General features: G+C 35.4%; 34 protein-coding genes and 3 pseudogenes. 19 read left to right on the top strand and 18 right to left on the bottom strand.

Going from position 1 to position 26,348, the window contains the following annotated elements; genetic code table 11:
* Positions 1-323 precede the first annotated feature (323 nt).
* The 5 genes from AsFPU1_RS15050 to AsFPU1_RS15030 all read left to right on the top strand — a co-directional run bounded on the left by AsFPU1_RS15050 (position 324) and on the right by AsFPU1_RS15030 (position 4,472).
* A complete protein-coding gene (locus AsFPU1_RS15050) occupies positions 324-881 on the top strand; it encodes a L,D-transpeptidase (protein WP_227873662.1) in 558 nt (185 codons plus the stop codon).
* 19 nt (positions 882-900) lie between these two features.
* Positions 901-1,644 carry a L,D-transpeptidase gene (locus tag AsFPU1_RS15045; RefSeq protein ID WP_227873663.1) on the top strand — a complete coding sequence of 248 codons (744 nt, stop codon included), beginning with the start codon at positions 901-903 and terminating at the stop codon, positions 1,642-1,644.
* Positions 1,645-1,669: 25 nt separating this feature from the next.
* The gene (locus tag AsFPU1_RS15040) at positions 1,670-2,020 is read left to right on the top strand and encodes an SH3 domain-containing protein (protein ID WP_124978225.1); all 351 of its coding nucleotides are present in this window, start codon (positions 1,670-1,672) and stop codon (positions 2,018-2,020) included.
* Positions 2,021-2,075: 55 nt separating this feature from the next.
* Positions 2,076-2,300, top strand: coding sequence for a DUF433 domain-containing protein (locus AsFPU1_RS15035; protein ID WP_124978227.1), 225 nt, complete (start codon positions 2,076-2,078; stop codon positions 2,298-2,300).
* Positions 2,301-2,474: 174 nt separating this feature from the next.
* Positions 2,475-4,472, top strand: a complete 1,998-nt coding sequence (locus AsFPU1_RS15030; RefSeq protein WP_124978229.1) for an ABC1 kinase family protein — start codon at positions 2,475-2,477, stop codon at positions 4,470-4,472.
* A 292-nt stretch (positions 4,473-4,764) separates the two neighbouring features.
* Here AsFPU1_RS15030 and AsFPU1_RS15025 read toward each other — a convergent pair whose 3' ends face one another.
* The 3 genes from AsFPU1_RS15025 to AsFPU1_RS23575 all read right to left on the bottom strand — a co-directional run bounded on the left by AsFPU1_RS15025 (position 4,765) and on the right by AsFPU1_RS23575 (position 7,498).
* Positions 4,765-5,559, bottom strand: coding sequence for a PD-(D/E)XK nuclease family protein (locus AsFPU1_RS15025; protein WP_124978231.1), 795 nt, complete (start codon positions 5,557-5,559; stop codon positions 4,765-4,767).
* A 78-nt stretch (positions 5,560-5,637) separates the two neighbouring features.
* Complete coding sequence (gene purD, locus AsFPU1_RS15020) at positions 5,638-6,897, bottom strand: phosphoribosylamine--glycine ligase (RefSeq protein WP_124978232.1); 1,260 nt, start codon at positions 6,895-6,897, stop codon at positions 5,638-5,640.
* Between the two features lie 406 nt (positions 6,898-7,303).
* Positions 7,304-7,498, bottom strand: a complete 195-nt coding sequence (locus AsFPU1_RS23575) for a PEP-CTERM sorting domain-containing protein (protein WP_438357543.1) — start codon at positions 7,496-7,498, stop codon at positions 7,304-7,306.
* A gap of 53 nt (positions 7,499-7,551) precedes the next feature.
* On the opposite strand from AsFPU1_RS23575, the gene AsFPU1_RS15010 reads away from it, so the two are divergent.
* Positions 7,552-8,697 (top strand): IS4 family transposase, encoded by a 1,146-nt coding sequence (locus AsFPU1_RS15010; protein WP_124969650.1) that lies wholly within the window; start codon positions 7,552-7,554, stop codon positions 8,695-8,697.
* A gap of 342 nt (positions 8,698-9,039) precedes the next feature.
* Here the strand turns inward: AsFPU1_RS15010 and AsFPU1_RS15005 are convergent, their stop codons facing one another.
* Both AsFPU1_RS15005 and AsFPU1_RS15000 read right to left on the bottom strand, forming a co-directional pair.
* Positions 9,040-9,633: a pentapeptide repeat-containing protein gene (locus tag AsFPU1_RS15005; RefSeq protein ID WP_124976975.1), complete on the bottom strand. Its 594-nt coding sequence runs from the start codon at positions 9,631-9,633 to the stop codon at positions 9,040-9,042.
* Between the two features lie 56 nt (positions 9,634-9,689).
* Positions 9,690-11,072 (bottom strand): HD domain-containing phosphohydrolase, encoded by a 1,383-nt coding sequence (locus tag AsFPU1_RS15000; RefSeq protein WP_124976973.1) that lies wholly within the window; start codon positions 11,070-11,072, stop codon positions 9,690-9,692.
* A 92-nt stretch (positions 11,073-11,164) separates the two neighbouring features.
* Between AsFPU1_RS15000 and AsFPU1_RS14995 the strand changes: the two genes are divergently transcribed.
* Positions 11,165-12,457 carry a cytosine deaminase gene (locus AsFPU1_RS14995; protein WP_227873601.1) on the top strand — a complete coding sequence of 431 codons (1,293 nt, stop codon included), beginning with the start codon at positions 11,165-11,167 and terminating at the stop codon, positions 12,455-12,457.
* Positions 12,458-12,463: 6 nt separating this feature from the next.
* On the opposite strand, the gene AsFPU1_RS14990 is transcribed toward AsFPU1_RS14995, so the two are convergent.
* The gene (locus tag AsFPU1_RS14990) at positions 12,464-12,889 is read right to left on the bottom strand and encodes a helix-turn-helix domain-containing protein (RefSeq protein ID WP_124976969.1); all 426 of its coding nucleotides are present in this window, start codon (positions 12,887-12,889) and stop codon (positions 12,464-12,466) included.
* Positions 12,840-13,142: a type II toxin-antitoxin system HigB family toxin gene (locus AsFPU1_RS14985; protein WP_124976967.1), complete on the bottom strand. Its 303-nt coding sequence runs from the start codon at positions 13,140-13,142 to the stop codon at positions 12,840-12,842. The genes AsFPU1_RS14990 and AsFPU1_RS14985 overlap by 50 nt, the downstream gene beginning before the upstream one ends.
* A 202-nt stretch (positions 13,143-13,344) precedes the next feature.
* Between AsFPU1_RS14985 and AsFPU1_RS14980 the strand changes: the two genes are divergently transcribed.
* The 9 genes from AsFPU1_RS14980 to AsFPU1_RS14945 all read left to right on the top strand — a co-directional run bounded on the left by AsFPU1_RS14980 (position 13,345) and on the right by AsFPU1_RS14945 (position 18,082).
* Positions 13,345-13,665, top strand: coding sequence for a nucleotidyltransferase family protein (locus AsFPU1_RS14980; protein WP_124976965.1), 321 nt, complete (start codon positions 13,345-13,347; stop codon positions 13,663-13,665).
* Positions 13,652-13,996: a HepT-like ribonuclease domain-containing protein gene (locus tag AsFPU1_RS14975; RefSeq protein ID WP_124976963.1), complete on the top strand. Its 345-nt coding sequence runs from the start codon at positions 13,652-13,654 to the stop codon at positions 13,994-13,996. The genes AsFPU1_RS14980 and AsFPU1_RS14975 overlap by 14 nt, the downstream gene beginning before the upstream one ends.
* 133 nt (positions 13,997-14,129) lie before the next feature.
* Positions 14,130-15,857, top strand: a complete 1,728-nt coding sequence (locus tag AsFPU1_RS14970) for a diflavin flavoprotein (protein ID WP_124976961.1) — start codon at positions 14,130-14,132, stop codon at positions 15,855-15,857.
* Positions 15,858-16,148: 291 nt separating this feature from the next.
* The gene (locus AsFPU1_RS14965) at positions 16,149-16,556 is read left to right on the top strand and encodes a hypothetical protein (protein WP_124976959.1); all 408 of its coding nucleotides are present in this window, start codon (positions 16,149-16,151) and stop codon (positions 16,554-16,556) included.
* Entirely contained in the window at positions 16,543-16,746 is a 204-nt protein-coding gene (locus AsFPU1_RS14960; protein ID WP_124976957.1) for a hypothetical protein, read from the top strand. Before AsFPU1_RS14965 ends, AsFPU1_RS14960 begins: the two co-directional genes overlap by 14 nt.
* Positions 16,747-16,784: 38 nt before the next feature.
* Positions 16,785-17,018 carry a type II toxin-antitoxin system Phd/YefM family antitoxin gene (locus AsFPU1_RS14955; RefSeq protein ID WP_124976955.1) on the top strand — a complete coding sequence of 78 codons (234 nt, stop codon included), beginning with the start codon at positions 16,785-16,787 and terminating at the stop codon, positions 17,016-17,018.
* Positions 17,015-17,401, top strand: coding sequence for a type II toxin-antitoxin system VapC family toxin (locus AsFPU1_RS14950; RefSeq protein ID WP_124976953.1), 387 nt, complete (start codon positions 17,015-17,017; stop codon positions 17,399-17,401). The genes AsFPU1_RS14955 and AsFPU1_RS14950 overlap by 4 nt, the downstream gene beginning before the upstream one ends.
* A gap of 120 nt (positions 17,402-17,521) precedes the next feature.
* The gene (locus AsFPU1_RS22725; RefSeq protein WP_172957557.1) at positions 17,522-17,692 is read left to right on the top strand and encodes a hypothetical protein; all 171 of its coding nucleotides are present in this window, start codon (positions 17,522-17,524) and stop codon (positions 17,690-17,692) included.
* Between the two features lie 171 nt (positions 17,693-17,863).
* A complete protein-coding gene (locus tag AsFPU1_RS14945) occupies positions 17,864-18,082 on the top strand; it encodes a hypothetical protein (protein ID WP_124976951.1) in 219 nt (72 codons plus the stop codon).
* 90 nt (positions 18,083-18,172) lie between these two features.
* On the opposite strand, the gene AsFPU1_RS14940 is transcribed toward AsFPU1_RS14945, so the two are convergent.
* The 3 genes and pseudogenes from AsFPU1_RS14940 to AsFPU1_RS14930 all read right to left on the bottom strand — a co-directional run.
* Complete coding sequence (locus AsFPU1_RS14940) at positions 18,173-18,487, bottom strand: DUF3611 family protein (RefSeq protein ID WP_124976949.1); 315 nt, start codon at positions 18,485-18,487, stop codon at positions 18,173-18,175.
* 89 nt (positions 18,488-18,576) lie between these two features.
* On the bottom strand, positions 18,577-19,035 hold the full coding sequence (locus AsFPU1_RS14935; protein WP_124976947.1) for a cupin domain-containing protein: 459 nt from the start codon (positions 19,033-19,035) through the stop codon (positions 18,577-18,579).
* Between the two features lie 92 nt (positions 19,036-19,127).
* Positions 19,128-19,238: pseudogene (locus AsFPU1_RS14930) on the bottom strand (hypothetical protein); the annotation flags it as partial.
* A gap of 304 nt (positions 19,239-19,542) precedes the next feature.
* Here AsFPU1_RS14930 and AsFPU1_RS14925 point away from each other — a divergent pair.
* Both AsFPU1_RS14925 and AsFPU1_RS14920 read left to right on the top strand, forming a co-directional pair.
* Complete coding sequence (locus AsFPU1_RS14925) at positions 19,543-20,493, top strand: PRC-barrel domain-containing protein (protein ID WP_124976945.1); 951 nt, start codon at positions 19,543-19,545, stop codon at positions 20,491-20,493.
* A gap of 95 nt (positions 20,494-20,588) precedes the next feature.
* Positions 20,589-21,572 carry a GntR family transcriptional regulator gene (locus AsFPU1_RS14920; protein ID WP_124976943.1) on the top strand — a complete coding sequence of 328 codons (984 nt, stop codon included), beginning with the start codon at positions 20,589-20,591 and terminating at the stop codon, positions 21,570-21,572.
* A 4-nt stretch (positions 21,573-21,576) separates the two neighbouring features.
* Here AsFPU1_RS14920 and AsFPU1_RS14915 read toward each other — a convergent pair whose 3' ends face one another.
* The 8 genes and pseudogenes from AsFPU1_RS14915 to AsFPU1_RS23570 form a co-directional block, all read right to left on the bottom strand.
* Positions 21,577-22,263, bottom strand: coding sequence for a phosphatase PAP2 family protein (locus AsFPU1_RS14915; RefSeq protein WP_124976941.1), 687 nt, complete (start codon positions 22,261-22,263; stop codon positions 21,577-21,579).
* 282 nt (positions 22,264-22,545) lie between these two features.
* Positions 22,546-23,637: a DUF4350 domain-containing protein gene (locus AsFPU1_RS14910; RefSeq protein ID WP_125061134.1), complete on the bottom strand. Its 1,092-nt coding sequence runs from the start codon at positions 23,635-23,637 to the stop codon at positions 22,546-22,548.
* Positions 23,634-23,789: a hypothetical protein gene (locus AsFPU1_RS22720; RefSeq protein ID WP_174715385.1), complete on the bottom strand. Its 156-nt coding sequence runs from the start codon at positions 23,787-23,789 to the stop codon at positions 23,634-23,636. The genes AsFPU1_RS14910 and AsFPU1_RS22720 overlap by 4 nt, the downstream gene beginning before the upstream one ends.
* Before the next feature lie 61 nt (positions 23,790-23,850).
* On the bottom strand, positions 23,851-24,075 hold the full coding sequence (locus tag AsFPU1_RS14905) for an addiction module protein (protein ID WP_124977202.1): 225 nt from the start codon (positions 24,073-24,075) through the stop codon (positions 23,851-23,853).
* Positions 24,076-24,157: 82 nt separating this feature from the next.
* Positions 24,158-24,775 carry a DUF4129 domain-containing protein gene (locus AsFPU1_RS14900; protein WP_124977204.1) on the bottom strand — a complete coding sequence of 206 codons (618 nt, stop codon included), beginning with the start codon at positions 24,773-24,775 and terminating at the stop codon, positions 24,158-24,160.
* Positions 24,776-24,938: 163 nt separating this feature from the next.
* Positions 24,939-25,403, bottom strand: coding sequence for a PIN domain-containing protein (locus AsFPU1_RS14895; RefSeq protein ID WP_124977206.1), 465 nt, complete (start codon positions 25,401-25,403; stop codon positions 24,939-24,941).
* Between the two features lie 5 nt (positions 25,404-25,408).
* Positions 25,409-25,711 (bottom strand): hypothetical protein, encoded by a 303-nt coding sequence (locus AsFPU1_RS14890; RefSeq protein ID WP_227873610.1) that lies wholly within the window; start codon positions 25,709-25,711, stop codon positions 25,409-25,411.
* A 103-nt stretch (positions 25,712-25,814) separates the two neighbouring features.
* Positions 25,815-25,937: pseudogene (locus tag AsFPU1_RS23570) on the bottom strand (sulfate ABC transporter ATP-binding protein); the annotation flags it as partial.
* Between the two features lies 1 nt (position 25,938).
* On the opposite strand from AsFPU1_RS23570, the pseudogene AsFPU1_RS14880 reads away from it, so the two are divergent.
* Positions 25,939-26,343 (top strand): annotated as a pseudogene (locus AsFPU1_RS14880) (Crp/Fnr family transcriptional regulator); the annotation flags it as partial.
* Positions 26,344-26,348: the final 5 nt, after the last annotated feature.

Here is a 26,348-nt window from a genome sequence, read left to right as displayed (position 1 = left end):
TTGATTTTTAATAACACTGTGATTTTAATCCCTCGTAAATTACGTTACATCTTAGTCTAGAGTCAGTTCACAACAATTTGATAAATTTACGGAAAATCCATCAACCTCACTGAAGAATCATTACAGAGTCATCTGGGAGGAATTGTAAAAAATTGTGAAAATGCTACACAGGTTTTCAGTTATACACGCTACAGTAAAATCATGAGTAAGTACCAAAATACCGAACTGTGGTGTGAATTAATAAACGTTAATTAGTGTAAAGATTTGTTTTCAGTATTTTTCGAGAAAACCTAAGATTGTGCCGTTAATTAAAGGTTAAAAAGATGAGAATTAATCGCTTACTGAGGGTATTATTAGGAACAATATTTTTAATACCATTAATGGGAGAAGGAACGACAGTAATAGCTGGAGAATATAGCCAAACGGCTTATAATTCCACTGATAATTGTTATACTTGTTTGCGATTAGTCCCATCAAACAAGAAAAATCAACAAGCTAATCCAATTTATATTCTTGAAGTATATCATCAAGGGCAACCTATTTACACTTTTGAAACGGTAACAGGTAGAGCTTTTACTCAGACCAGAAATCGTCATCGAGCAGGTACAGACTCTCCTTTACCCGATGGAAAATATCGTATTAGTTCATCTAGTGTGTGGGGGACGTTAGCAGAAGTAGGCGGGCGTTTTATTCCCATCAAGCCTCAATTTCGGACGGGTAGAAGTTCCTTGGGAATTCATTATGATCCGAGTTATAATAGAGCTAATGGAGAAGATGGAACATCGGGCTGTATTGGTTTAACTAATCGACAAAATTTTGAAATCCTCAGACAATTTATTGAGACTTATAAACCTCAGCTTTTAATGGTTGATATTCAATAGAAGGTAGACTTAAATGTTTATGAGATTGTCATTATCATTGTTCAGTTGTCTGGTATTGTTAGCCTATATTTCTCAGGCTAAACAAAAACAATCTCCTGTTTTAGATCAGGCAACAGTTAGTCCTGATATTGAGGTAACAACGAAAGATTTAGCTAGTCAAAAACAACAACAATGGCAAGAGTTTCAGCAATCAAAAGAAACGAATCCCAACCTTCAATCTCCCAAACCTTTAAAGTCGGTTCCTTCTCAAAAAGTACCACTCCCAAGCCCTAATTTTAATCCCCCTATCGACACCCCTCAAATTAGCAATATTGAACCTGTTTCTTTAGACAATTATATGACTTTAGCTCCTACCAGTACTACTAATAAATTAGGGAACCCTATCTATAAGTTAAGTCTGTATGCTAACGGTCAGTTATTGGCAGCTTATCCCATTGTTACGGGACAAGCGACTACTCAAAGCAAAAATCGTCATCAAGAGGGGTCACAGGCTCCCCTACCCGATGGAAAATACAGGATTGCTAGTGGGGTTGTCCCTGGAAATGAACCCGAAGTAGGAGAACAATTTCTCCCGATTACACCGTTGTTTTCCACAGGACGTTCAGCATTAGGTATTCATTATGACCCTTCTTTTGAAAAATCCAACGGGGAAGACGGAACACACGGGTGTATTGGCTTAACTAATAAGCAAGATTTCGCACAAGTTTTAAGCTATGTCAACAGTTATCAACCTCAATATTTAGAGGTAAAAATTCAACCTTAAATCTAAATTACCAGGAGATAAAACCATGTGGAAAACTATCATTGCTAGTGCTATTTTTCTTGGAGTTGCTATTCTTCCCCTGAAGGCACAAGTACAAGTCGGGCCAGGATGTGGCCGCACTGATGGCTATTGCAGACGAGGAACAGGAGGAGAAAACCCTTATGGTCGTGTATGTACTAATCAGCGTGATGGCCGTTTGTCCATGCGAAGCGGGCCAGGTCAAAATTATCAAAAATTAACAGAAATACCCAATGGCAGAACTATTGCCATATACGAGGGACAATATGGGCCCGATGGCATTTATTGGTGGCAAGCCAATTATAATGGCCGAGGCGGATGGGTCAGGGCTGATTATGTTTGCAACGACCCTCAATAAGTTTTTCGGTAATTAAGTTAAAATAGTAAAGAATGGGATTATGGATCTATCTTGAATGTCAGAGTTACTAAAAAGAATCACACTCAATCCTAGACAATGTGGCGGTCGTCCCTGCATTAGAGGTATGAGAATTCGTGTGTCAGACATTTTAGATTTATTTGCGGCTGGACTAAGTGCTGACGATATTTTGGCAGAAATGCCTGATCTTGAGGCTGATGATTTAAAAGCCGCACTTTCCTATGCGTCACATAAGCTTAATCATCCAGTCTTGATACCATGACAATATGGATAGACGCACATCTATCACCTGCTATTGCAAACTGGATCACAAGTACTTTTGGGATAACAGCATTGGCTTTGCGCGATCTTGGTTTAAGAGATGAGGAGTCAACTTTCTTAGTCCACAAGTTGTTACAATAGTTTACATAAGCCCGACTCTCACCTAATCAACATTATGCCTCCAGTCATTCTGCCTCCAGATGTAGACACCCTAGAAGTAATTACCATTGATGCACAACCTATTCATATTCCTGCAACCCATACGGAAGATTTAGGTCCTATTAGTGATATTTCTCCTGAAAGTTGGGAATATCGCCCAGATACAATTAATCAATATTATCGTCAACGCACCTTAGAAGTTTTAAGAAGATTAATTAACGTTATTATTCTATTTATTCAATTTTTTGTTGGTTTATGGTGGGATAAAACACGAGGAAAAAATCCTACACAAGAAAAAAAACGGGCTATTCAACTCAGAGAAATGTTAACTAAATTGGGACCTACTTATATTAAAGTCGGACAAGCATTATCTACTAGACCTGATTTAGTTCCCCCGCTTTATCTTCAAGAATTAACTACTTTACAAGATCAACTTCCTTCCTTTCCTAATGAAATTGCTTATCGTTTTATTGAAGAAGAATTAGGCGCAAGACCGGAATTTATTTATAGTGAATTTTCTTCTAAACCCATTGCTGCTGCTTCTTTAGGACAAGTTTACAAAGCTAAGTTAAAAACGGGAGAAAAAGTTGCGGTTAAGGTGCAACGACCTGATTTAATTAGACGCATTACGCTAGACATTTATATTATGCGTAATTTGGCAAGTTGGGCGCAAAAAACTTTTAAACAAATTCGTTCAGATTTAGTAGCTATTACTGATGAATTAGCGGGGCGTATTTTTGAAGAAATTAACTATGTTCAAGAAGGGAAAAACGCCGAAAAATTCGCTGAATTATATGGTCATTTACCGGAAATTTATGTACCTAGAATTTACTGGGAATATACAGGACGACGTGTCCTAACAATGGAGTGGATAGAAGGAACTAAACTAACTAATATTCAAGAAATTCAAGCCCAAGGAATTGATGCAACGCATTTAGTTGAAGTGGGAGTTAATTGTTCTTTACGCCAATTATTAGAACATGGCTTTTTTCATGCTGATCCCCATCCAGGTAACTTATTAGCCATGAGGGATGGCAGACTTGCTTATCTAGATTTTGGCATGATGAGTAATATTCAACCTTATCAACGCTATGGCTTAATTGAAGCTGTTGTTCACTTAGTTAATCGAGATTTTGAGTCCTTAGCTTATGATTATATTAAGTTAGAATTTCTTACACCAGAAACAGATTTATCTCCCATTATTCCAGCTTTAACTAAAGTATTTGGTAATGCGTTAGGGGCGAGTGTTGCTGAGTTAAATTTTAAAAGTATTACGGATCAAATGTCAGAAATGATGTATGAGTTTCCCTTTCGGGTTCCTGCTTATTATGCCCTAATTATTCGCTCAATGGTGACATTAGAAGGCATTGCGATCGGCATTGACCCTAATTTTAAAGTTCTTAGTAAAGCCTATCCGTATGTAGCCAAAAGATTATTAACTGATACTTCTCCTGAACTGCGGGAATCTTTGCGAGATTTATTATTTAAAGACGGGAGTTTTCGTTGGAATCGGTTAGAAAATTTATTACGAAATGCGAAGAATTCTTCTGATTATGATATTGATCGGGTTTTGGATCAAGCGACTGATTTTCTTTTCTCTCAAAGAGGTGAATTTATTCGAGCAAGGTTAATTGATGAAATTATCAATGCTGTTGATATTTTTGGTCGTCGTACTTGGTTTAATTTATCAACAATGGTTCGGGAACAAGTGGGGTTAGCGGTACAAGAAACTCCTTTAGAATTTAGAGATAATTCTCAGACGACTGAACATTTACAAAATATCTTGAAAATCTTACAAGATACCCCCGGATTTGATCCTATGCGTTTGGTTCCTGTGATGACTAAACTATTAACTAAATCAGAAACTCAACAAATGGGACAAAAAATTGTAGAAGGCTTAACACACAAATTTGTCGCCCGTCTCATTCGTAATATTCTCCTAGAATTAGATAAACCGAAAGAGAATTCTATTCCTTATCATCAACCTCAAAAATCTTTACCTTCTGCTTCGTAATTAGTTATAGGAAATCCGTTTAATTACTTGTCATTGCGAACGAAGCAATAGCGCACAGAAGCAATCCCAAACCCAGTGATTGCTTCTCTTTATCATGTTTATTATTATAAATGAAGATGCTATTTATTAGTGTAGGGTGTGTTAGACGGCGACAATCTTTGCTATGACTAGGATTTAACAATCCGTCGTAACGCACCAATTTTAGATAGGTTAGTATAGTAGTGGACTGTTTGAGCTAATTTATTGTATTATAATTTCGGCTTGTTGGGTTTCGTGCCTCAACCCAACCTACTTAAAGATTAACTGCAATTTCTTCAATTTCATCCAAATCAAATAACCAATCATTCTCTTTATTCTCATCATCTAAATCAAGATTATTGTCAAAAAAAGTTTCATAATAAGGGCAAATACTTTGACAATTACTAATATGATTAAATGATTGTTTATTGTCTAAATAATCAGATAACCAACTCTCTAATTGACCTAATAAATAACTTAAATCTTGAGCAGTTTTTTGATGAGTTTTACTATCATAAGTAAAGGTTAAAGATTGAGGTTCATTAGGCAATTTAACAAACCAATAAGTCATAGAAATTTGTTCCGGTAAATAATCAGAAGTTTCGGCTAATAAATATAAATAAAGTCTGGTTTGCCAATTTTTAGCTAACTTCTCTTTATTTTGTGGTTTAAGATAAGTTTTCCAGTCTAAAATCTGCGCTCTATTATCTTCAAGAATAAGTAAATCATAAATAGCAGTTAATAAATAATTATCAAATTCTAAACTACGAGAATGTTCTGCTTCTTTCCAACTTTCCTCAGTAAGATGATGCTCAATTTTTACCACATTAACTAAAGCATTTAACGCTTTTTGTAATTCTTGATCTTCTCCTAAAAAAGATTGTATAGGTAATCCTAATTGTTCCTGCTGCATCAATTGATGAAATTGACTGCCCCAAGATAAACTATCTTGAGTATCTGGACTTGGAGGTGTTCCTAAATCTTCTAAATATAAACGTTGAAACTGAGGAGGACAAGTTTCTAATAGATTTAATTGAGATTGAGACAGACGAATTAAAGGTTTATCCATAGAGTTAATATAGTTCCTTTTTTAAGCCCGCACCCTCAAGGGTGGGGCTAATTAAACAAAGCCTGTCTGCACAGGCTATTATCGAACTTGATGGCCAATATCTCGACGATAGTATTGACCCTCAAAATCAATTTGCTCAACCCCTTGATAAACAAGGGTGATAGCTTCATTAAAATTTTGACCTAAAGCTGTTACTCCTAATACTCGTCCCCCATCAGTCACAAGGCGATCGCCATTTAAACGAGTTCCAGCCTGAAAAACTGTCACTCCTAACCCCTCAGCTTGTTCAATACCTGTAATGGCTTTTCCTTTCTCATAACTGCCCGGATATCCCCCAGAAGCCATTACTACACATACCGCACTACCGGGATGCCATTCTAGGGGTTGAAACTCCCCTAAACGCTGTTCTACACAGGCTAATAGCACCTCATCCAAAGGCGTTTTTAATAGGGGTAAAATGGCTTGAGTTTCGGGATCACCAAAACGACAATTGTACTCTAATACGATAGCTTCTCCTTGGGGTGTGATCATCAAACCTGCATAGAGTACCCCCCGATAGTCAATACCGCGATCGCGTAATGCTTTAACGGTAGGTTCTAAAATCTCTGTTTGTATGCGTTGTAATAAAGCGGGCGTAGCGATGGGTGCAGGGGCATAAACCCCCATTCCTCCGGTATTTGGCCCCGTATCTCCTTCCCCAATGCGTTTGTGATCTTGGGCGGGTAATAAAGAACGTACAGAAATACCATCAGTTAAGGCTAAGACTGAGACTTCTTCCCCTATTAAACATTCTTCTACGACTAAATGAGAAAATCCCTCTGCCATCAAGGTATCAACAGCATTTTGGGCTTCTTCAATGGTTTGGGCCACAATGACCCCTTTTCCGGCGGCTAAGGTATCTGCTTTGACGACAATAGGGGCCCCTTGTCGAGTAATATAAGCTTTAGCGGCGGATGCATCCGTAAATGTTTCTCCTTTGGCGATCGCAATTCCAGCTTCAGCCATCAGGGTTTTGGCCCAAGATTTACTAGATTCAATTTTAGCTCCTTCTTGGGTAGGGCCAAATACTTTAATACCCTGTTGTTGTAAGCGATCGGTAATACCAAGGGCTAAGGGAATTTCTGGCCCCACTACCACTAAATCTATGGATTTTTCTTGGCAAATTTGGGCAATTTTTTCGATATCTTCGACGTTAACTGGAATATTTTGACACTTTGATAATAATGCAGTTCCCCCATTACCAGGAACGCAGATACACAGTTCTACTTGAGGAGACTCTAGAAGTTTCCAAGCGAGGGTATGTTCTCGCCCCCCATTGCCAACTACTAACACTTTCACGCTTATTTTTACCTGTTTTCGGAGATTAACGCCAATTAAATTATAGAAGGCAGGGCGGGTTTATCGAAGTTATTGGTAAGAATCATGGATTTTTGTCAAAATTTGCTAGTTTCATAGATTCGTCTAAATAACTGGCTAACATAGACGGTTAACTTTATTAATTCTAATGGCATTAATTTTAGCTATAAAAACTGAAAAAGTCAAACAATTTTTGAGATTAGCCGGAGAAAAGAAATTTGATTAGCTGCTTCTCCAATAACAATTAAGATGTTGCTAAAGTGTTGCTTGAATTAGAAAAAGAAACCCATCGTTGATATTGATATTTTTCTAGAACTATAAAAACAAAAAAAATGCAGACCCAACGGTCTGCCAAACACTAAGAGGTTTGCTCTGAAATTACAGAAATTTAAGCGTTTTTGTCGTTCTTTTTAGCTTGACCTAATTTGCGTTTGAACGCACCACCAAAAGCAACAGCAGCACCAGCACCTAACATGGTCAGGGGTTCGGGTACAACACCACCGTCATCAGGCTTTTCGACTGTGAAAGAACTGGCGTGGGGACATGAAACCCTGAAAGCCTTACCAGATGACGAAAAGAGCAAAACATGGTAAAAAGAAAATGTTCTTTTTTTAGCGATCGCCGTCTAAACCCAAAATGTTACCAGAAATTTATAACAACCATTTAACAAAGTATCTGAAAAAATCGGAATATTTAATACTGTTAATCATGATAGAATTAGTGCAAGTATATAGGAAAATTAGGTTTTATGAGTTAGCTAGTTATTTTCCCAGTCCCATTTTATTTGAAAGTAAGAGAAAAAAGTTAAAACGGTTTTTCGAGATTCCTTGTTTGACAATTGAAGGAGTATGGATACCTATCATAAAACAGTGGTTAAAGCAATCATTTAGTACAGGAGATGTCTTACATATTGCCATAGATAGAACCCAATGGGGGTTGATTAATATTTTGATGGTAAGTCTGGTAATTGATAATAGAGGAATTCCCTTATATTTTGAGTTGCTAGATCACATCGGTAATAGTAACTTTGACACACAGAAAAGTATATTAGCCCGAATATTACTCTTTCTAAAAGAATATAAAATAGTTGTCTTAGGGGATAGAGAATTCTGCTCAGTTGAACTAGCAAAATGGTTACATGGACAAAAAAGAGTTTATTATGCACTCAGATTGAAGAAAAGCAACTATATTGAAGTAGAAAAGGAAATGTGGACGCGACTAAAAGATTTAGGATTATCTTCAGGAATGTCTTTATTTTATCAAGGAGTTAAAGTTACGAAAACAAAAGGATTTATAGGCAGTAATATAGTGGCGAAATGGAAAAAGAAGTATAGAGGAATAGAGACAAAAGAAGCTTGGTTTATTATCACAAATTTAACCAGTATTGATGAGACGATTGACGCTTATAAAAAGAGATTTTGTATTGAGGAAATGTTTCGGGATTTTAAGAAAGGTGGTTATGATTTAGAAAGAACGAAATTAACAGGACATCGCCTTACTTCCTTAATTATATTGATTACTCTAGCTTATTCAATGGCAACATTTTCTGGAAAAATTATTAAAGAGAAAGGATTGGCAAAATATGTGGGGAGAGTCAGAAAAAACAAGAAAATGCGACGGAGACACAGTAACTTTTATATCGGTCTTCATGGAAAAGATTGGGTTGACTCTTGTGATTTATTTACCGTTGAAGCCCAGGCATTAATGCAATTAAGCCCCGAAAAACGCGCCTATTATCGACGAGGACGACGGGCTATATCCCTGATTAAGTCTAGCTTATAGATTTTTATGTCCCCACGCCAGACTAATATTAATCCAATTTTGGTTTGATATATCGTATTTTGTAGGGGCGGGTTTAGCTAGGATATTGTCCGTAGTTCAAGAATTATGTACAAAACCCGCCCTTTATTTTAGGTAATCACTAGTGGTGTGTGGGCAGTTTTATGAGGTTGTAGGGGCGGGTTTAGCTAGGATATTATCCGTAGTTCAAGAATTATGTACAAAACCCGCCCTTTATTTTAGGTAATCACTAGTGGTGTGTGGGCAGTTTTATGAGGTTGTAGGGGCGGGTTTATTCTAATGTTAACTTTTTACCATATATTTTGATGAAAACCCGCCCCTACGTTACTGATATTTTACATCAATAATGGTTCCTTCAATACAAGTTCCTTCTAATAAAATTCCCTCTAAAACTGCTTGTTCAAAATGAGCGCATAATAAGTTAGCCCCACTTAAATTAGTCCCTCTTAATACCGCACCTTGAAAAATTGCTTCTTCTAAATCTGCTTGAGATAAATCTGCTCCTGACAGATTAGCATAACTTAAATCAGCTTGTTGTAAAATTGCTTTAATTAAGGTTACTCCACGTAAATCACAACCTCGAAAATCTGCCCCACTTAAATCTAAATGACTCAAAATAGCCCCTGCTAAAAAACACCCAGAAAAACTGGTACGATTAACAATAATATCTAATAAAGTTGCTCCTCTAAAATCACTATGACGACAATCTGTATCCGTTAAATTTGCTCCCGTTAAATCTGCCCCTCTTAAGTTTCCTTGTAATTTTGCCCCCTTTAAATTCGCTCCCGTTAAATTTGCTCCTGCTAAATTAACTTGACATAAATTTGCTCCCGATAAATCTATTCCTGATAAATCATTTCCTGCTAGATTTTTAATTTTACCAGCACAAATGTCACTTAAATTGATGATTTGATTCATATAAATCTCAAAACAATTAAATTAAATTTCTAAAGATTTGTTCGACTAATTATGTTTTATTTTGTCGCTTCTTCTAACCAAACGGCCGGAAGTTGACTAGGACGATCCGGTAAGGCCATTAATCCCATTTCAGCTAAGCGTATCACAGTTGCCAGAGAATCAACTAAGGCCGGATCAAACCACGTTTCTCGATAATTTTGACACTTTTCTAACCCTTCTCCTAAACTTAAGGCCGGGCGATCGCCTCTCGGTTGGGTTAATTCCTGAAAATAACTCACTAACCCTAAAATTCGCGCCTCAATGCCAATTTCTTCCCCTTTTAACCCATTGGGTTTCCCACTGCCATCCCAATGTTCTAATTGATGAGCTACAATCTCTTTAATGGCTACAAGTTCAGGCATGGTAGAAAGCAACTGGGCCCCCAATACAGAGCGATTACGCCAAAAAGTATACGTCGCATCATTTAACTGTTCTGGGGGTTGATTAAACACTTCTGTGGGAGCTTCTGCTAATCCAATACGATAGAGTAAACCGGCCAAACGAAGTCGTCTTAATTTTAACGTAGGTAAGTCCAGTAATTGTCCTAAAGTTTCCGCTAATGCAGACACTTGCAGAGACGCAACCGAGTTATCTGTATCCCTTTCATCAACTTTTTGGGCCATTCTTAAGAAGGCTTGCAGTTTATTCGCCGCTAGGTTACGATTCAATCGTAAGGCCTGACCTTCTAATTCCACCATTTCTCGGTTTTGACGGTTAATAGTAACTAATTGTTGTTGACTGGTTTGTAAGTAATTAACAATACGAGAAACAACCCCACTTAAATCTGTGGAAACGTTGCTCATGTTAGCAGCAATATGCCGTTGTTGTTGTCGTAAATTATCTGCTAAAGTTGGATTATAAAAACGCATCGTTTCAATTAAAATTGTAGCGGTTTGAGCCACTAAATTACGCTCAAAAGTCCATAGTCCATAAAATTTTCGTTCTGTATCCGTTTTTGGTTGACTATCAGCGCGATATTCTTCTACAGAAAGTTCTCGACACAGTACCATTGCAGCATAACCAGGTGATAATATCACTAAATTCCACTCATGAATTAGCTCATCATTATCATCTAAATTTACTAAAGATACATTCTCTAATTTGCTGGTTTTATGACTAGAAAATCCACTATCAGGAACCGCCGCAATAACGATATGATTGGAACATTGGGCAATTTCAAAGTAGCGATCTGCTTCTTGTAAATACCATTTTCCTCGTTGAAATGTAACTAAGACTAGGGGCTTTTCTTCGGGTACTTTAGCATTAGCTTGCAAAATATGGTCTTCTAAGGCATGACAAAGGGCAACTAGGGTATTTTTGAAGTAAACACCGTAACTTGAGGGTAATTGACCATCAGGAAGGCTTGCTTTAAGTTGATTTAGGGTAGACTGGGATGTCATGGGAGAGTTTTTTTTCCTGGGAAGTTTTAGACTTAAAGATAACTATAACTTATTGTCTTGATTAGAAGAAACCTTGTTAACTGTCTATGTTGATCATTCCTGTTAGCGATCGCTTTTGGCTTAAAAATGCTCATATTCCTCATTGTCTCTTAGAAAATATTAATTTACTCCCTTACACTAGGGAAGGTTTATGTCTGGTTGATCTAGAAATTGTTGCAGGTAAAATCACTCAAATTTGTCCTACTTCTTCTAGTTTAGATCGTTCTGGTGTAGACGTAAATAGAGGTATCATTTTTCCCTGTTTTGTGGATATTCATACTCATTTAGATAAGGGACATATTTGGCAGCGATCGCCTAATTTAACGGGTACGTTTGATGATGCTTTAAACACCGTTAAAAAAGATGCTCAATTATATTGGAAAGCGTCGGATCTTTATCGTCGTATGGAATTTGGTCTTAAATGTAGTTATGCTCACGGAACAATGGCTATTAGAACTCATTTAGATTCATTTGGTCAACAATCTCAAGTTAGTTTTGAGGTCTTTAAACAGTTACAACAAGAATGGCATGATAAATTAATTTTACAGGCTGTTTGTTTAGTTTCTCTAGATTATTTTTTAACCCCTGACGGTGAAGATTTAGCTAATAGAGTGGCTGAGTATGGAGGAATTTTAGGGGGAGTTGCTTATCAAAATCCTGACTTAGATAGACAGTTAGATAAAATATTTACTTTAGCTAAAGAAAGGGATCTAGATCTAGATTTTCATGCAGATGAAACCAACGATCCGAATTCTATTTGCTTACAAAAAATTGCGGAAGCATCCTTAGGAAATAAATTTACTAGAAAAATTATTTGTGGACATTGTTGTAGTTTAGCTGTTCAATCTCCTGAACAAGTAAACCAGACTATTACTTTAGTAAAAGAGGCTAATATTAGTATTGTTAGTTTACCTATGTGTAATCTTTATCTTCAGGATAGAAACCCTAACATAACTCCTTATTGGCGAGGAATTACTAAAATTCATGAGTTCAAAAAGGCAGGAGTGACCGTTGCTTTTGCCAGTGATAATTGTCGTGATCCGTTTTATGGATTTGGCGATCATGATGGTTTAGAAGTGTTAAAAGAAGCGGTAAGAATTGCTCATTTAGATACCCCTTATGATAGTTGGTGTGCTAATGTTAATCAAATTCCTGCTGATTTAATGGGGCTTGATAAATTAGGTAGAATTAAGATAGGATTAGACGCTAATTTGATTATTTTTAAAGCCCGTTATTTTAGTGAATTATTCTCTCGTCCTCAAAGCGATCGCCTAATTTTAAGACAAGGTAAACTAATTGATAGTTCATTACCTGATTATAGGGAATTAGATGATTTAATGATTTGATAATGTTTAGAAAAAACAAGTAACAGGAATTTGAAAAAAATTAGCAAGTTGCTCAATTTCGGAAACGGTCATATTTTGATAATGTTGTAAGATATCTTTAAACCTAACTTCATTACCGGAAATTAAGATGAATTGTTCTAATTCTATATTTCTTTCTTCAAGTAAAGTTTTTAATACCTCTATCCCAGAAATATCAGGAATAGAATGATGTACTTCCTCATATTCAGTAACTAATAACCCTAACAAATGAAGATAATCTCTTTCATCTTGAGTTAATTTACCTCGATCTAGTAAAGTATCAATAATGACTTGAGTTTGATCTAATTCTTCTTCAGAATTAATTTTTCTAGGAGAAAAATCTTGTATTAGTTGTAAATAAGATTTAGGTGTACCAGGGATCTTGTTTCCAGTTTTGTTTGTCGTATTCTGCATGAGTCAGTATATAACGAATGTAAGTTTCTTGATATTGATAATCAACTAAAGCAATCAATCTATAAGAATTTCCGCTAATATTAAAGACGATAAAATTTTCGACTAAATCAGCAGAAGGAAAACTTTGACGTAATTCAGCAAAGTTCCTCCAATTAGCTTTACTTGTAATTTTATACCAAGTCTGGAGGTTTGCTTCAGCATTGGGATGTTTTCTATAAAATTCTCTAAGTTTCTTTTTACTAATAATGTGCATTGAGATCTATTCTATAGCAGTCTTAAATCATTTGTGACTAATGGTATAGATATACTTAGATGCTGCGGTTATCGTAGTTCGAGTACGCTCACTAACCGCGATGTTCCGGGAAGCGCGATCGCACGAAGTATGCCCATTCCACATTTACACCTCATTTTAAAATACTATATAATATTAATAGGTAAAAATCCAAATTTGTGTCATGAATAATTCACCAATTGTCAACTTACCAATTTTTATCGATAGACAGAAAATAAAAGAATTTTGTCAACATCATCATATCTGTAAATTATCATTATTTGGCTCAGTCTTAAGAGAAGATTTTACTCAAGAAAGCGATGTCGATTTTTTAGTTATTTTTGCAAAAGACAAAATCCCTGGTTATATTCGTTTAGCAGGTATGGAACTAGAATTATCTGAACTCATTAAAAGGAAAGCAGATTTACGAACACCTGCGGAATTAAGTCGTTATTTTCGTGATAAAGTTGAACAAGAAGCTTTAACTATTTATGTCAAAAATTGATGATTATACTCGGTTATCTCACATGAAAGATGCCGCAGAAGAAGCCTTATTTTTTATCAATCAAAAAACTAGACATTCTTTAGAAATCGAACGAATGTTAGTCTTGTCTTTAGTTCGTTTAATTGAAATCATTGGTGAAGCTGCTTCCAGAGTATCTAAAGAAAAACAGGCACAAATCACCCAAATTCCTTGGCCACAAGTCATCAGTATGAGAAACCGTTTAATTCACAATTATTATGAAGTAGATTTAGATATTGTGTGGAAAACAGTTACAGAAGATTTACCACCATTAGTTATTATTTTAGAGCAAATTATTAATGAAGACTTATAAAACATATTCTTATTAGATCAACTTTCATCATTAATTAAACTATTCTTACCCTTTCCATAAGTATCTTAAACCCCTATTAGGGATAAAGCGTGTCACAATATAAAAAAATGAAAATATAACAACGGAGAGGGATATGGTTGCAACCCCCATTAAAACAGAAAAACGCTTAACCATACAAACAGCAGATATTACAGCAGATACCACTACCATTCGTTCCCTTGACTGGGATAGAGATCGCTTTGATATCGAGTTTGGACTACAAAACGGAACCACTTACAATTCTTATATCATCCGAGGAGATAAAATTGCTTTAGTGGACACTTCTCACGCAAAATTCCGTCAACTTTATTTAGATACCTTAACAGAATTAATTGATCCTAAAACCATAGACTATCTTGTTATTAGTCATACGGAACCAGATCATAGTGGTTTAGCTAAAGATATATTAGCCCTCGCACCCCATATTACCGTAGTCGGATCAAAAGTTGCCATTCAATTTTTAGAAGACTTTATACACCAACCTTTTGGACGAATTTTAGTCAAAAGTGGAGAGTCTTTAGACTTAGGAAAAGGTCATGTTTTAGAATTTGTGAGTGCGCCTAATTTACACTGGCCTGACACCATTTTAACCTATGATCAAGGCACTCAAACTCTCTTTACTTGTGATGTTTTTGGGATGCACTATTGTTCTGATAGTCTCTATGATGAACACTTAGAAGCGATCGCCCCAGACTACCATTTCTATTATGAATGTTTAATGGGTCCTAATGCTCGTTCTGTCCTCTCGGCAATGAAACGGATGGATACATTAGGAGAAATTACAATGGTGGCTAACGGCCATGGCCCTTTATTGCGCTATAATGTTCATGAGTTAGTAGAACGCTATCGCACTTGGAGCGAAGAACAAAGCAAAGCTGATAAAAGCGTCGCCGTGTTTTATATCTCCGACTACGGATACAGTGATCGTCTTTCCCAAGCCATTGCTAAAGGTATCACCAAAGCGGGGGTAGCCGTGGAAATGGTAGATCTAAAATCGGCTGATCCCCAAGATGTCAATGAGGTTATTAGTCGTTCTGCAGGTCTTGTCATCGGAATGCCTCCCTTAGAAGGGACTCATGACAAGGAAACTACAAGTAATATGGGAACCATTATCGCTGCTGCGAAAAACAAGCAGTATATTGGCATGTTTGAGTCTTATGGGGGGAATGACGAACCTATTGATCCCCTTTTAACGAAGTTTCGGGAAGCAGGTTTAAGTCAAGGGTTTAATGCGATACGAGTTAAAGATACCCCCACAGAAGCTACCTATCAACTGTGTGAAGAAGCAGGAACCGACTTAGGACAGAGTTTAACCCTTGATCGCAAAGTCAAACAACGGAAGTCCTTAGATAGCGACTTAGACAAAGCTATTGGGCGTATTAGTGGCGGTTTATACATATTAACAGCAACCAAAGGAAAAATCAAGGGGGCGATGTTAGCATCTTGGGTAACACAAGCAAGTTTTGATCCTCCGGGGTTTACGGTTGCAGTGGCAAAAGATCGGGCCATTGAATCATTAATGCACGTAGGAGATAGCTTTGTTTTAAACATTTTAGAAGAAGGAAAATATCAACCATTAATGAAGCATTTTCTGAAACGGTTTCCCCCTGGTGCAGATCGTTTTGAGGGAGTAAATACCCAAACTGCTAATAATGGATCACCGATTTTAGTAGATGCTTTAGCATATTTAGAATGTGAAGTTGTAAGTCGTATGGAGTGTAGTGATCATTGGGTTGTTTATAGTAAAGTAACCAATGGAAGAGTCTCAAATACAGATGGTTTAACAGCAGTTCATCACCGCAAAGTAGGCAATTACTATTAAAATAAGTATTGATTACTTATTGTTTGTCTAGATATAGGGTGGGTTAGACGCGGCCATAATTTTGAGGAAAAACTAATAATTTTTTATCCGCGTCGTAACCCACCATTTTAAATATTGTAGGTTGGGTTGAGGAACGAAACCCAACAAACCCAAATACTAATACAATAAATTAGATGTGTCAGTCTAGTAAACTGGGTTAGAAGCGGCAATTATTTTGAGGAAAAACTAATAAAATTTTATCCGTGTCGTAACCCACCATTTTGAATAGTTTAGCTTATTATACAGTTAAGTATGTCAGAAAAAAAAGGAGAACTTGATCAACCATCATCTTCAGAATTACCATCTTTTTCTGATACTTCTTCACCGCAGTTTAAACCATTACAAAGAATTGAAGACAGGTTAACACAAGCAAAGTCACCGGAAGATATTAAACTATGGACACAGGTACGAGGAGACATTATTAAACAGGATGAATATATCAAAAATGGTAAACATCAGCGTTCAATTGAAATAATGCAGATTATTCGTAAGACTTCATTATCTGGTATAGCTATTATAATTGGACTAGGATTGATTTTTAAGGGATTAACTTTACCAGGACTTTTTATTCTTGGTACAGGATTTTATGAACTTGCACTAGACTATGTAAAAAATATTATCCCCCAACAAAGAAAGAAAGAAGACAATGAGGAAGAATAATGATTTTGATGTCGTAAAATATCGCAGTTTAATTGTCGGATTATTTTTAACGGGAATTACGATTATTTTACTATATTTTGTGGGACAAGATGAACAGATTTCAGAACTAGATCAGGTTTTAGTATTTATTACGGGAATTACAACAATAGCAGCTTTATCTGCTTTTGCTAATTTTAGTGCTATATCTTGAAGATATGATAAAATTAATGTAACGATGGAATAAATTTAATGTTAACCAAAATTATTGAGATTAGACAAAACCAGATAAAATTACCAGAATTAATATCTTTACTACAGGAAAATGAAGAAATTGTCATAACTGATGGTCATATACCTGTAGCACGTTTAACAAGTATTAATGATTCAGGTTCAAGAACTCCTGATTTATATCCCCATTCAATCATAATTAGTGAAGATTTTGATGAATCATTATCTGATGAGTTTTGGTTAGGAGAAGAATGAAATTACTCCTGGATACTCATACTTTTATTTGGTGGAATAGCGACTCTTCTAAACTCTCTAAAAAAATATTAGATTTATGTGGTGATCGTAACAATATCATTTTACTTAGTCTTGTCAGTATTTGGGAAATAGAAATTAAATCTAAACTTGGAAAATTAACATTAAATAATTCTTTATCAGCTATTATAAAACATCAGAAAATAACTAATAATATCCAACTATTACCTATAAATCTAGAGCATATTTTACAATTAGAGACTTTAAATGTTTATCATAAAGATCCCTTTGATCATTTATTAATTGTTCAAGCAATGTTAGAAAATGCCACTTTACTCAGTAAAGATTCTAAATTTGGTAACTATCCTATCAAAGTAGAATGGTAAGTATTGTAGGATCATTATTAACAGTAATAGCGAGATTTGCTTTTATTTATTTTACTTCTTTTGTCTAAATTTGTGATATAATGCGACTGAAAAGACATTATTTATAACTTAGGAGGACTAATGACCGATATACCGATCAAAATTGTTGGCCATGAAAATCAAAATTTAACTTATACAAATGCTGTTGTTTTGTATGATGAAGGAGGAAGCATTATTTTAAATTTTGCCTTAATTGATAGACTACCAGAGGTTTTAAAAGACTTGTTTGAAAAAGGAACAGATAACCAGTAAATTAGTGAAATAGAAGCTTTATCGGAATATGCAAAAGAGTTATCATTTTATTCAAAAATCAAATCTCTTTTCAATAAAAGTAGTTTTGAATTAGAATGTATTAACTCCAAAATTATTAGCAAGACCTATGAATTAATTAAGTGTCTAAGTTTAATTGCTACTAAAAATAATTTGTGGTGGAATCAACCTTTAGGTAATATTAGTATAGATAATGAAATTGTCTTAGAATGGTGGCATAAAGAAAAAAAACTCACTATTTATGTTTGTAAAAATTCCATAGATTATATAAAAGTTTGGGGTTCCGATATGGATAATGAAATGGAAGATGGATCAATTTCTTTGAATGAAAATGAGTTAACATCTTTATGGAAATGGCTTACTGAAAAATAATTAGGATAGTATTAAAGTGAGTAATGATTATATCAGCATTGAACCTTATGAAATAAGAACAAAATAAAATAAATTTACAGGATATAGCAATTACTTACCCGTATTATTCCTCAAAGGAAATCGAGTAGAAGACTCTAATTGTTCTCCTATTTTTTGATAACGAAAACTCCAGAAAATAGAAAAGGGCAAAAATAACAAACATCCGTAAGCTAAAATTACCTCAATTAAAGTTCCTGTCCCGTCGGGAGAAGTTTTGAGAACAAACAAGGCAAAAAATAAAACACAAATAGGGATAAAAGCTAACACGATTTGCAGCAAAAAGGCAAACCACCCTAAACGACGAAAGGCAATAGGAATACGAGGGGGAATCAGAGATTTTTCTGGGCTAGATGGATATTCAGTCATTGTGTATAATGGTAATTGTTATTCTTAAATCTATAGCGGTCTTATTCCTGGCAAATGACTTAGGACGGTTATATTAGCTTAGTATTAATTCAAAATGTACTTCGTAATACCTTTAAATCTTCCTCATCTAATCTTTCAGCAACCCCACTACGAATTAATTCCGAAAAATCCTCATTAGGAACCATAAAACATAAAGCATATAAACGAGAATTACCGATATTTCTAATTTCATGAATTCCCGTCGGACGAACTAAAAGACTATCTCCTGCATGAAGAGGAATATCTTTTCCATCACAAATAGCTAAACCCTCTCCTTTAAGAATAAAAAACATTTCCACCGCAAAATTATGACGATGAGTAGGAGTTCTTCCTCCAGGATCAAAAATTTCTACACAGACGGTCAAAGAATCCTCCGCTAAGCTAGAATCAAAAACAATAGCCAAACGGTTCGTATCTTGGGGAGTAATGCGAAACACTTGGTAATCTTCAGGAGATTTAATCACCGGAATCATACAGTGATCACTCGATAGTTTAGAATTAGCACTCATGTTGAACCTCCATTGGCTAAAGCCGAGTGGATTCTTTCTTCACAGGCTCTTAACTAGGATTTCTCCCCCGTCAGAACGCCTCCAAAAGCATTTTAAATCACGGACGTACCAGCCGCAATAAGATTTAAACCTCTATCTCTTATTACCATAGAAGCAGCTACGTCTCTATCACATTTAAAACCACATTCATGGCAGTGATGGACTCTCCTCTTCGAGTCCGCAGTTTAGTGGATCTTTTTATAGTATTTTTAGGTGGGGACTTCTCCCGACATTTTTGTTAAAATATAGGATAAGTCCTTCGTGTAGTGAAAAGCTAGGAAATTTAAAATCTAGCCCTGGACACAGACAAACGCCGTTCAACAATCGACAATGAACAGTTATCTTAATTCTCCATTGTCAATTCGTTGGTGACACCTTAAGCTATTATCAATCAACCAAGACCTAAACGTCAAAACCTTATTTGAGTTTATTATTACTATTGAAGCTAAAACTTCAACTTAAGACACAATGACCACAGATAACATCCGATTACGCAACGAATTTATTAATACACAAGTGATCACCCGTGATCAAGGTAAAAAGTTAGGGGTTGTCAAAGAAATCTTAGTCGATATCGATCAACGAGAAGTTGTCGCGTTAGGCCTACGAGATAATATGCTTTCCTTGTCGGGAATGCCCCAATATATGTATATTTCAAGTATTCGTCAAATTGGGGATGTGATCCTAGTTGATAATGAAGACGCGATTGAAACTGTTGATATTGATGCTTATACCCCCATTATTAACTGTGAGGTCATTACTGAAGTGGGAGAACCTTTAGGACGGGTTCGGGACTTTCAGTTTGATTTACAAACAGGTAAAGTTTCCTCAATTATTATCGCTTCTTTGGGTTTTCCTCAAATTCCAGATCAAGTCCTAAGTACCTACGAAATTTCTATGGAGGAAGTTGTCAGTAGTGGGCCAAACCGTTTGATCGTTTTTGAAGGGGCCGAAGAAAGACTCAATCAGTTAACTGTCGGTGTTCTAGAACGCTTGGGTATTGGTCGTCCTCCTTGGGAAAAAGAAGAAGAAGACCTGTATTCTCCCCCAACGGCCAAACCTGAAAATCAACTGGGAACAGGTATTCCTGTTCGTACTCCTGTTCAAGTTCGTAAACCAGTGGTTGAGGAACGGTGGGATGAAGATACCTGGGAACAACCCATCTCTACACCGGCCCCTCGACGACAAGCAGAAGCTTATCAAGAGTATGATCAAGAGTCAGAAGAAGATAACTGGGGAGAAGTTCGTCGGGAAAAACCCCTTTCTTATCAACCTCCCCGTCGGGAAAAAGAGTACGAATACGATGAGGTAGAGGGAGATGTTTGGGATGATGATCTTGAACCTGAACCTTATAATCCCCCTCGCGTTAATATCCCTCAAAAACAAAAAGAACGGGAATATTACGAAGAAGAAGCATAATGTCGGGTTTATTAATAATTGTAGGGATCAACGGTCGTTGACCCCTACAATTAGTAGTTATAGCCCTTTTTCTTCCTTGTTTCCTGACTTTTGCCATGATTCAATTTCAAATTCAGCCTGACAGCGATATTCCTGCTTCTAAACAATTATTTGACCAAATTCGGTTTGCGATCGCTTCTCGTCAATATCCCCCTGGCCATCGCTTACCTAGTACCCGTCAATTAGCCACTATTACGGGATTACACCGCAATACTATTAGTAAAGTCTATCAACAATTAGAAGAATCGGGGCTGGTAGAATCAATGGCCGGTTCAGGAATTTATGTTAAAGCGCAAAAATATGAAACAGGAAATCTATTAGATTCTCCTTTATTTACTCAATATCCTGATGCGAGTTCTGTTATTCACAAAAGCTTTGATGAATTATTAAAACAAGGTTTAACTCTATCTCAAATTAAAGAGTTATTACTAACTGCAATTGATTGGCGATTACGGTCTAGCGCACAAGTATTAGTAACAGTACCAATTCAAGATTTAGGGGCAGGTGAATTAATTTTACAAGAATTAGAAAAAGCTTTAGCCATTCCTGTACAATTAGTTCCTATGGAAGAATTAGCTCAAGTTCTTTCTCAAACAAACTCAGGAACAGTTGTTAGCAGTCGCTATTTTATCGCTGAAGTTGAGTCTATTGCTGCCCCTTATTCTACTCGTGTTATTCCTGTAGATATCTATGATTATAGTCAAGAATTAGCCTTAATTAAAAAATTGCCCTCAGATACTCGTTTAGGCATTGTTAGTTTAAGTCCTGGTATTCTAACCATAGCAGAAATTTTAATTCATAGTTTACGAGGAGATGATTTATTATTAATTTTGGCCCAAGCAAGCGATCGCACTAAAGTTTTAGGATTAGTTCGTTCTGCTCAAACTATTATGACAGATCCGGCGAGTTATCCGATTGTTAAACAAGCTATTATAACAGTAAGAGATGATTTAATTCGTCCTCCTGATATTATTTGTTCTGAAAATTATATTGGTGAGAAATCCATTAATCTTCTTAAAAGAGAGTTAGGATTAGGATAAATTGTCATGCATCTAAATTAGTCCTATTCGACTGACGAATATTAAATAATAAACTCATTCCTATTGTCCAAACAATAGCAAGCATCCATCCTCCCAAAATATCACTAGGAAAATGAACACCTAAATATAAACGAGTCCAAGCTATTACTAACACAAATAAACTGCCAAATATGCCAACCAAAAGACTCCAGCGACTTCCCCAGGTAATCATTAAAAGAATCATTACTAAGGTCATACTTCCCATAGCATGACCACTAGGGAAAGAAAAATCTTCAGGTCGAGAATACATTGATTCCCAAAGATGAGGACGTATTCGATGGAAGAAAATTTTAGTATTTACACTAATAACCAATTTACCTAAAAGTGTAATAATGAAATAAGCTAATTGTCGCCATTTTTTTTGATAAATAAGTAAAATAATAATAGGTATTAATAATCCAGTAATTTTGGGAAAATCGCCTAACTGTGTTAAAATTTGAGCTATCTGATCTAAAAAAGGTTGAGCAGTGGTATGAATTTGTAATAAAATAAAAATATCCCAAGAGAATCCTTTTTTAGCTTCACTAACTTTCCACGCAAGAATACTAAAAATTAGTAAAGGTATAATAGTACCAATAATTAAAGTTCGCCAATTAATAATTAACCAATTGTAGCTTTTTTTTCGGATTTTAATTAAATCAAGATTCTTCATAATAATGGTTCTACAGGACAAACTATGCTAAACTAATAATTAATAAAAGGCTAAAGCCTTATTCTATAAAGACTAAGTCCGCCTGCGCGGACTAAATTTTAGGTTGCGTAGGCAACCTTTGTTCGTATAGCTTAACTCTGAGCGAGTGAAGGTCTATCATTTGTAATAATTTAGCATAACTTGTCTGGTAGAACCATTTTCAATTATAGCAAATCATCCTTAAATATGCCTTATTGTCAACTTATATAAATATTTGACAAACAAAATATGTCACTAAACATATTAGTTATTGATTTTTTCTCTAATTTCTTGCCACTTTTCTAACCACTTCTTTAAACTAGCATCATTGATCTTACTTTTCTTTTCAGCAACCTTTACAATCGATTTTAATTCTTTAATAGGTTGTCCGGTTTGTTGTCCCCAAGCTTCAATTAATCTCTCACTGTTAAGACTTTTATCATTCAATCCTAGTAATTTTTGTAACTGTTTTTGTTCTTCTAAATTAATAGTTGAAATAACAAAATCACTACTTTCCGCTTTTTCTAACACTCCAGCTAAAGCTTTAATATAAATTGAACTATTATTAATACTTGGTTTTACTAACTTGATAATTTGACCAAATCGATTATTTTTGTCCCAAATTAACACTATTATTATCACTAACACCTGAATAAAAATAGGCAATATTGGAGTTTTAGCAAAATAACTAAATATATTTCCTCCTACTTCTTTTTCAATAACTTCTTTATCTTTATATCCATGTAAATATTCATCTACATAAATAGGATTACCTGTTTCAGTGACTAATTTAGCTAAAAATTCATAATTTCCTGGATTATCTTGATAAGCATTAGCCGCTAAATCTGGGGTAACAGAGGCAATAATTTGTCCTTTACCAATTTTTTCTTGCCAAATAATAGCCCCAAATTTATCTCCAAGAATGGTATCATTTTCTTCTTTATTTCTTCGTTTTGTCTCAATTTTGATTTGACCTAATTTATAATCATGTAAGGTGGTAAAATTAGCTTCAGTAACTGATTTTTTAACCCCTAAAATGATTAATTTATTGCCTTTTTTGAGCCAATCTTTTTGTTTATTTATTAAAGCAGAAGGAAGGTTATTAGGATAAATTTGTAATAAAGTGATAGACTCCTTATTACTTAAGATTTCTAAGGGTTTTTGCCATCGTTTAATGGGGGTTCCTTTTTTTTCCATATAAGCATACCAGGCCCCATAACCATCAGGATTACGATTATAAGTTGACCCTCGATTGAGTTTATTATTATTGGGGGCAACAAAAATAGTAATAATGATTAAGATAATTATAAAAAAAAGTCCAAATAACCAAATTTTCCGATTATTATTTGTTTTCATATATCTATTTTTTGATAATCTTGTTGACAAGTTTCTAATAGAGAAAGAGTCGGATTTTGATTGCCAAAACAGATTTTTTGATGTATAATTAAGATAGTTTCATAAGGATCGGGATCAGGTTCCCCTAAGATTGAAGATTGACATCCTCCCATCGCTAACCACCTTGGTTGAAGCCATTATTTCTCGTCAAATGGATGGAGAATGATGAGACTCTTAGACATTTCTTTGACTACGGATTCTTGCTTTTACTGAGTCCCAAGAACTTGCTAAATTAGGATCTTGTGAGTGAGATAGTTTTCTTTTAGTGAGTTCTTCTTTTTGCCAGCTTAGTACAGGAACATTAGCTGGTTGAGTTGCAATATTATCCCAGAGATCTTCGAGAAGCTGTAGCTTTTCTGAAAGTCCTAGCTCAAAAATTGGTGCAAATTCTACTGTCATGACTTAATTCTATGGAGAAGTAACAATCCTATTTTACCGCAAAAATAGGAAATTTGTGTCTTGATAACGTGATCGCCTGTTTTCATATATCTATTTTTTGATAAGCTTGTTGACAAGTTTCAAACAGAGAAAGAGTCGGATTTTGATTGCCAAAACATATTTGTTGATGTATAATTAAAATAGTTTCATAAGGATCGGGATCAGGTAATTGAGAAGTTAATAATTGATATTCGTCATTAGTCATACTAGCTTGATGGGGGATCATTCCACTGTCATTTAATCTTTGTAACATTGCTAAATATAAATAACGACAAGCTTGATAATAGTTTCCTTGTTGTTGAAATTTTTGAGATCTGGCGAATAACTTATCAACGGATGATTCTTGAGATAATTTATCTTGAATTTCTTGAAATGATTGATGAGTTTGAGTTAACATTAACTGGAAGTAAGGAAACCATCTTTTAATGATTATCCAGGTTAACCACAGAATAAGAATAACTAATAAAATAAGAAAAATACCCTTAATAATTTCCCAGAGAAATGACAAATTAGCTATCGGGTTTAAATCGGGGTTAGGTAACTTAAAATTCCATTTTTGCAGTTGTAGTTCCCACCATTCTCCGATTCGTTGTTGTAACTGTTGTAGTCGCCAACCTAAACCATCTTTTTTAAAGGATTCTTCTGTTAAAAAAATTAACATACTCTGAGCAAAAAACAAATTAAAAATATTTCGTGAAATAATTTTAACACTTTCTGTCTTCTGCGCCTTGCTTACAAATAAACGAATGTTTGTAAGTGCCGCGTCTAATCCACCCTACGAATTATAACTTTTACTTATCACCACAGGTACGGGAGAGCAGATTTTATTCTTTTTCCTTTAAATACCGACTTACAAACTCAGAAGGAGTAAAACAGTCAAATTCCCTTGTTTCTTTAACTAAAACCTTAATTAACTTATGATTTGCTGAAATAAAAGATTGAGCTTGACCAACCTTTGCTGTTAAATAAACTCCAACATCTTCACGAGGAATAACCGCCACCGCTTCTATTTTAGCCAACTCAGAATCATCAAGCTGCACATGATCAACCTTTAAATTTTGCCAAATTCTACTAATAATTTCTCCACTTAAATCCTTATTTTTTAAACGTTTAGCCACTCTAGCAATTTGATCAATCAACTCCTCAGAAATTATTACCCTAACAGCATAACTATTAGGCACTTCCCACCCTAACCAGCGTAGAATGATCCATTCAGAACTCTCAGGTTCGATTACACCAATTAAATACACATTAGTATCCAAAAAAATTAATGAAGGAATCGTAGTCATCTCATTTATTTTCGGTTTTGCTGACGCTCTTGGAAAATTTCTTGTTTAACATCTTGTACCAATTGAATAATTTTTTCCCTTGAATCATAACCCGCTTCAGTCAATGCTTGTTTTAATTCATACTGTAATTTTTCAGGAGTCATAGCTATAGGTTGTTGACCCTCACTTATTTGCTCAACCTCTGCTTCCATCTCTTCAAATAAAACAATCACGCGCACCGAACTGGGAAAACTCCCTGGAATTGGATGGTCTAAAGATAATCTACCTTCAGTATCAATTTTGCCAGTTGATTGAATTATTTTCATCATTAAAACCCTGCTACAAACGACAATACTGATTCATCTTCTTAATCTTATATTACATAATCACAAGTTCGCTAGAAGAATGATATTGTAATTCTGTATAACACAAATGATTACGAAATAGTCGAGCATTACTGGGTATGACATTAACTTCTCCCACAAAACTCATGACAAAAGGAGTTGCGGGGTGATCGTAAATTTCGGACGAGGTTCCAATTTGTTCAATTCGTCCCCTACAACAGTTATATGACGCGAATGAGATTATCCGCGATCGCTATCGTCTCCTGTTTGAATTAGGGGAAAAATTCCAATATCATCTACTTAATTGCAGTACCTATCCCCCTCAAGCAGTTGCGAGTTTGTTACGGGGGTTAATCTATCAAGAGAGAGAATTAGGTAATCAGCCTGATACTAACGGTTGTTATCATTTTGATTTACCTATTGATATTATTGCCCGTAGCTGTCAACTTAATCAGCGTACCGTTGAACAAGTGTTAAAAGGCATGGAAAAAGCGGGTTTACTGACTTCTATCAAGGGCGAATCTTCCAGCGATCTTCTTAATGTTGTGGCCCCAGAAGGATTAAAAGAAGTTTACTCCGCGACTAGAGACAAAGTTTCTTGGTGGCCAGTTCGTTAGATCTT

Origin of the sequence: Aphanothece sacrum FPU1 (genome assembly GCF_003864295.1) — a bacterium.
In the GTDB taxonomy this organism is placed as follows: domain Bacteria; phylum Cyanobacteriota; class Cyanobacteriia; order Cyanobacteriales; family Microcystaceae; genus Aphanothece_B; species Aphanothece_B sacrum.
The sequence above is the reverse complement of the archived record's forward strand: the minus strand, read 5'-3'. Positions and strand labels throughout refer to the sequence as shown.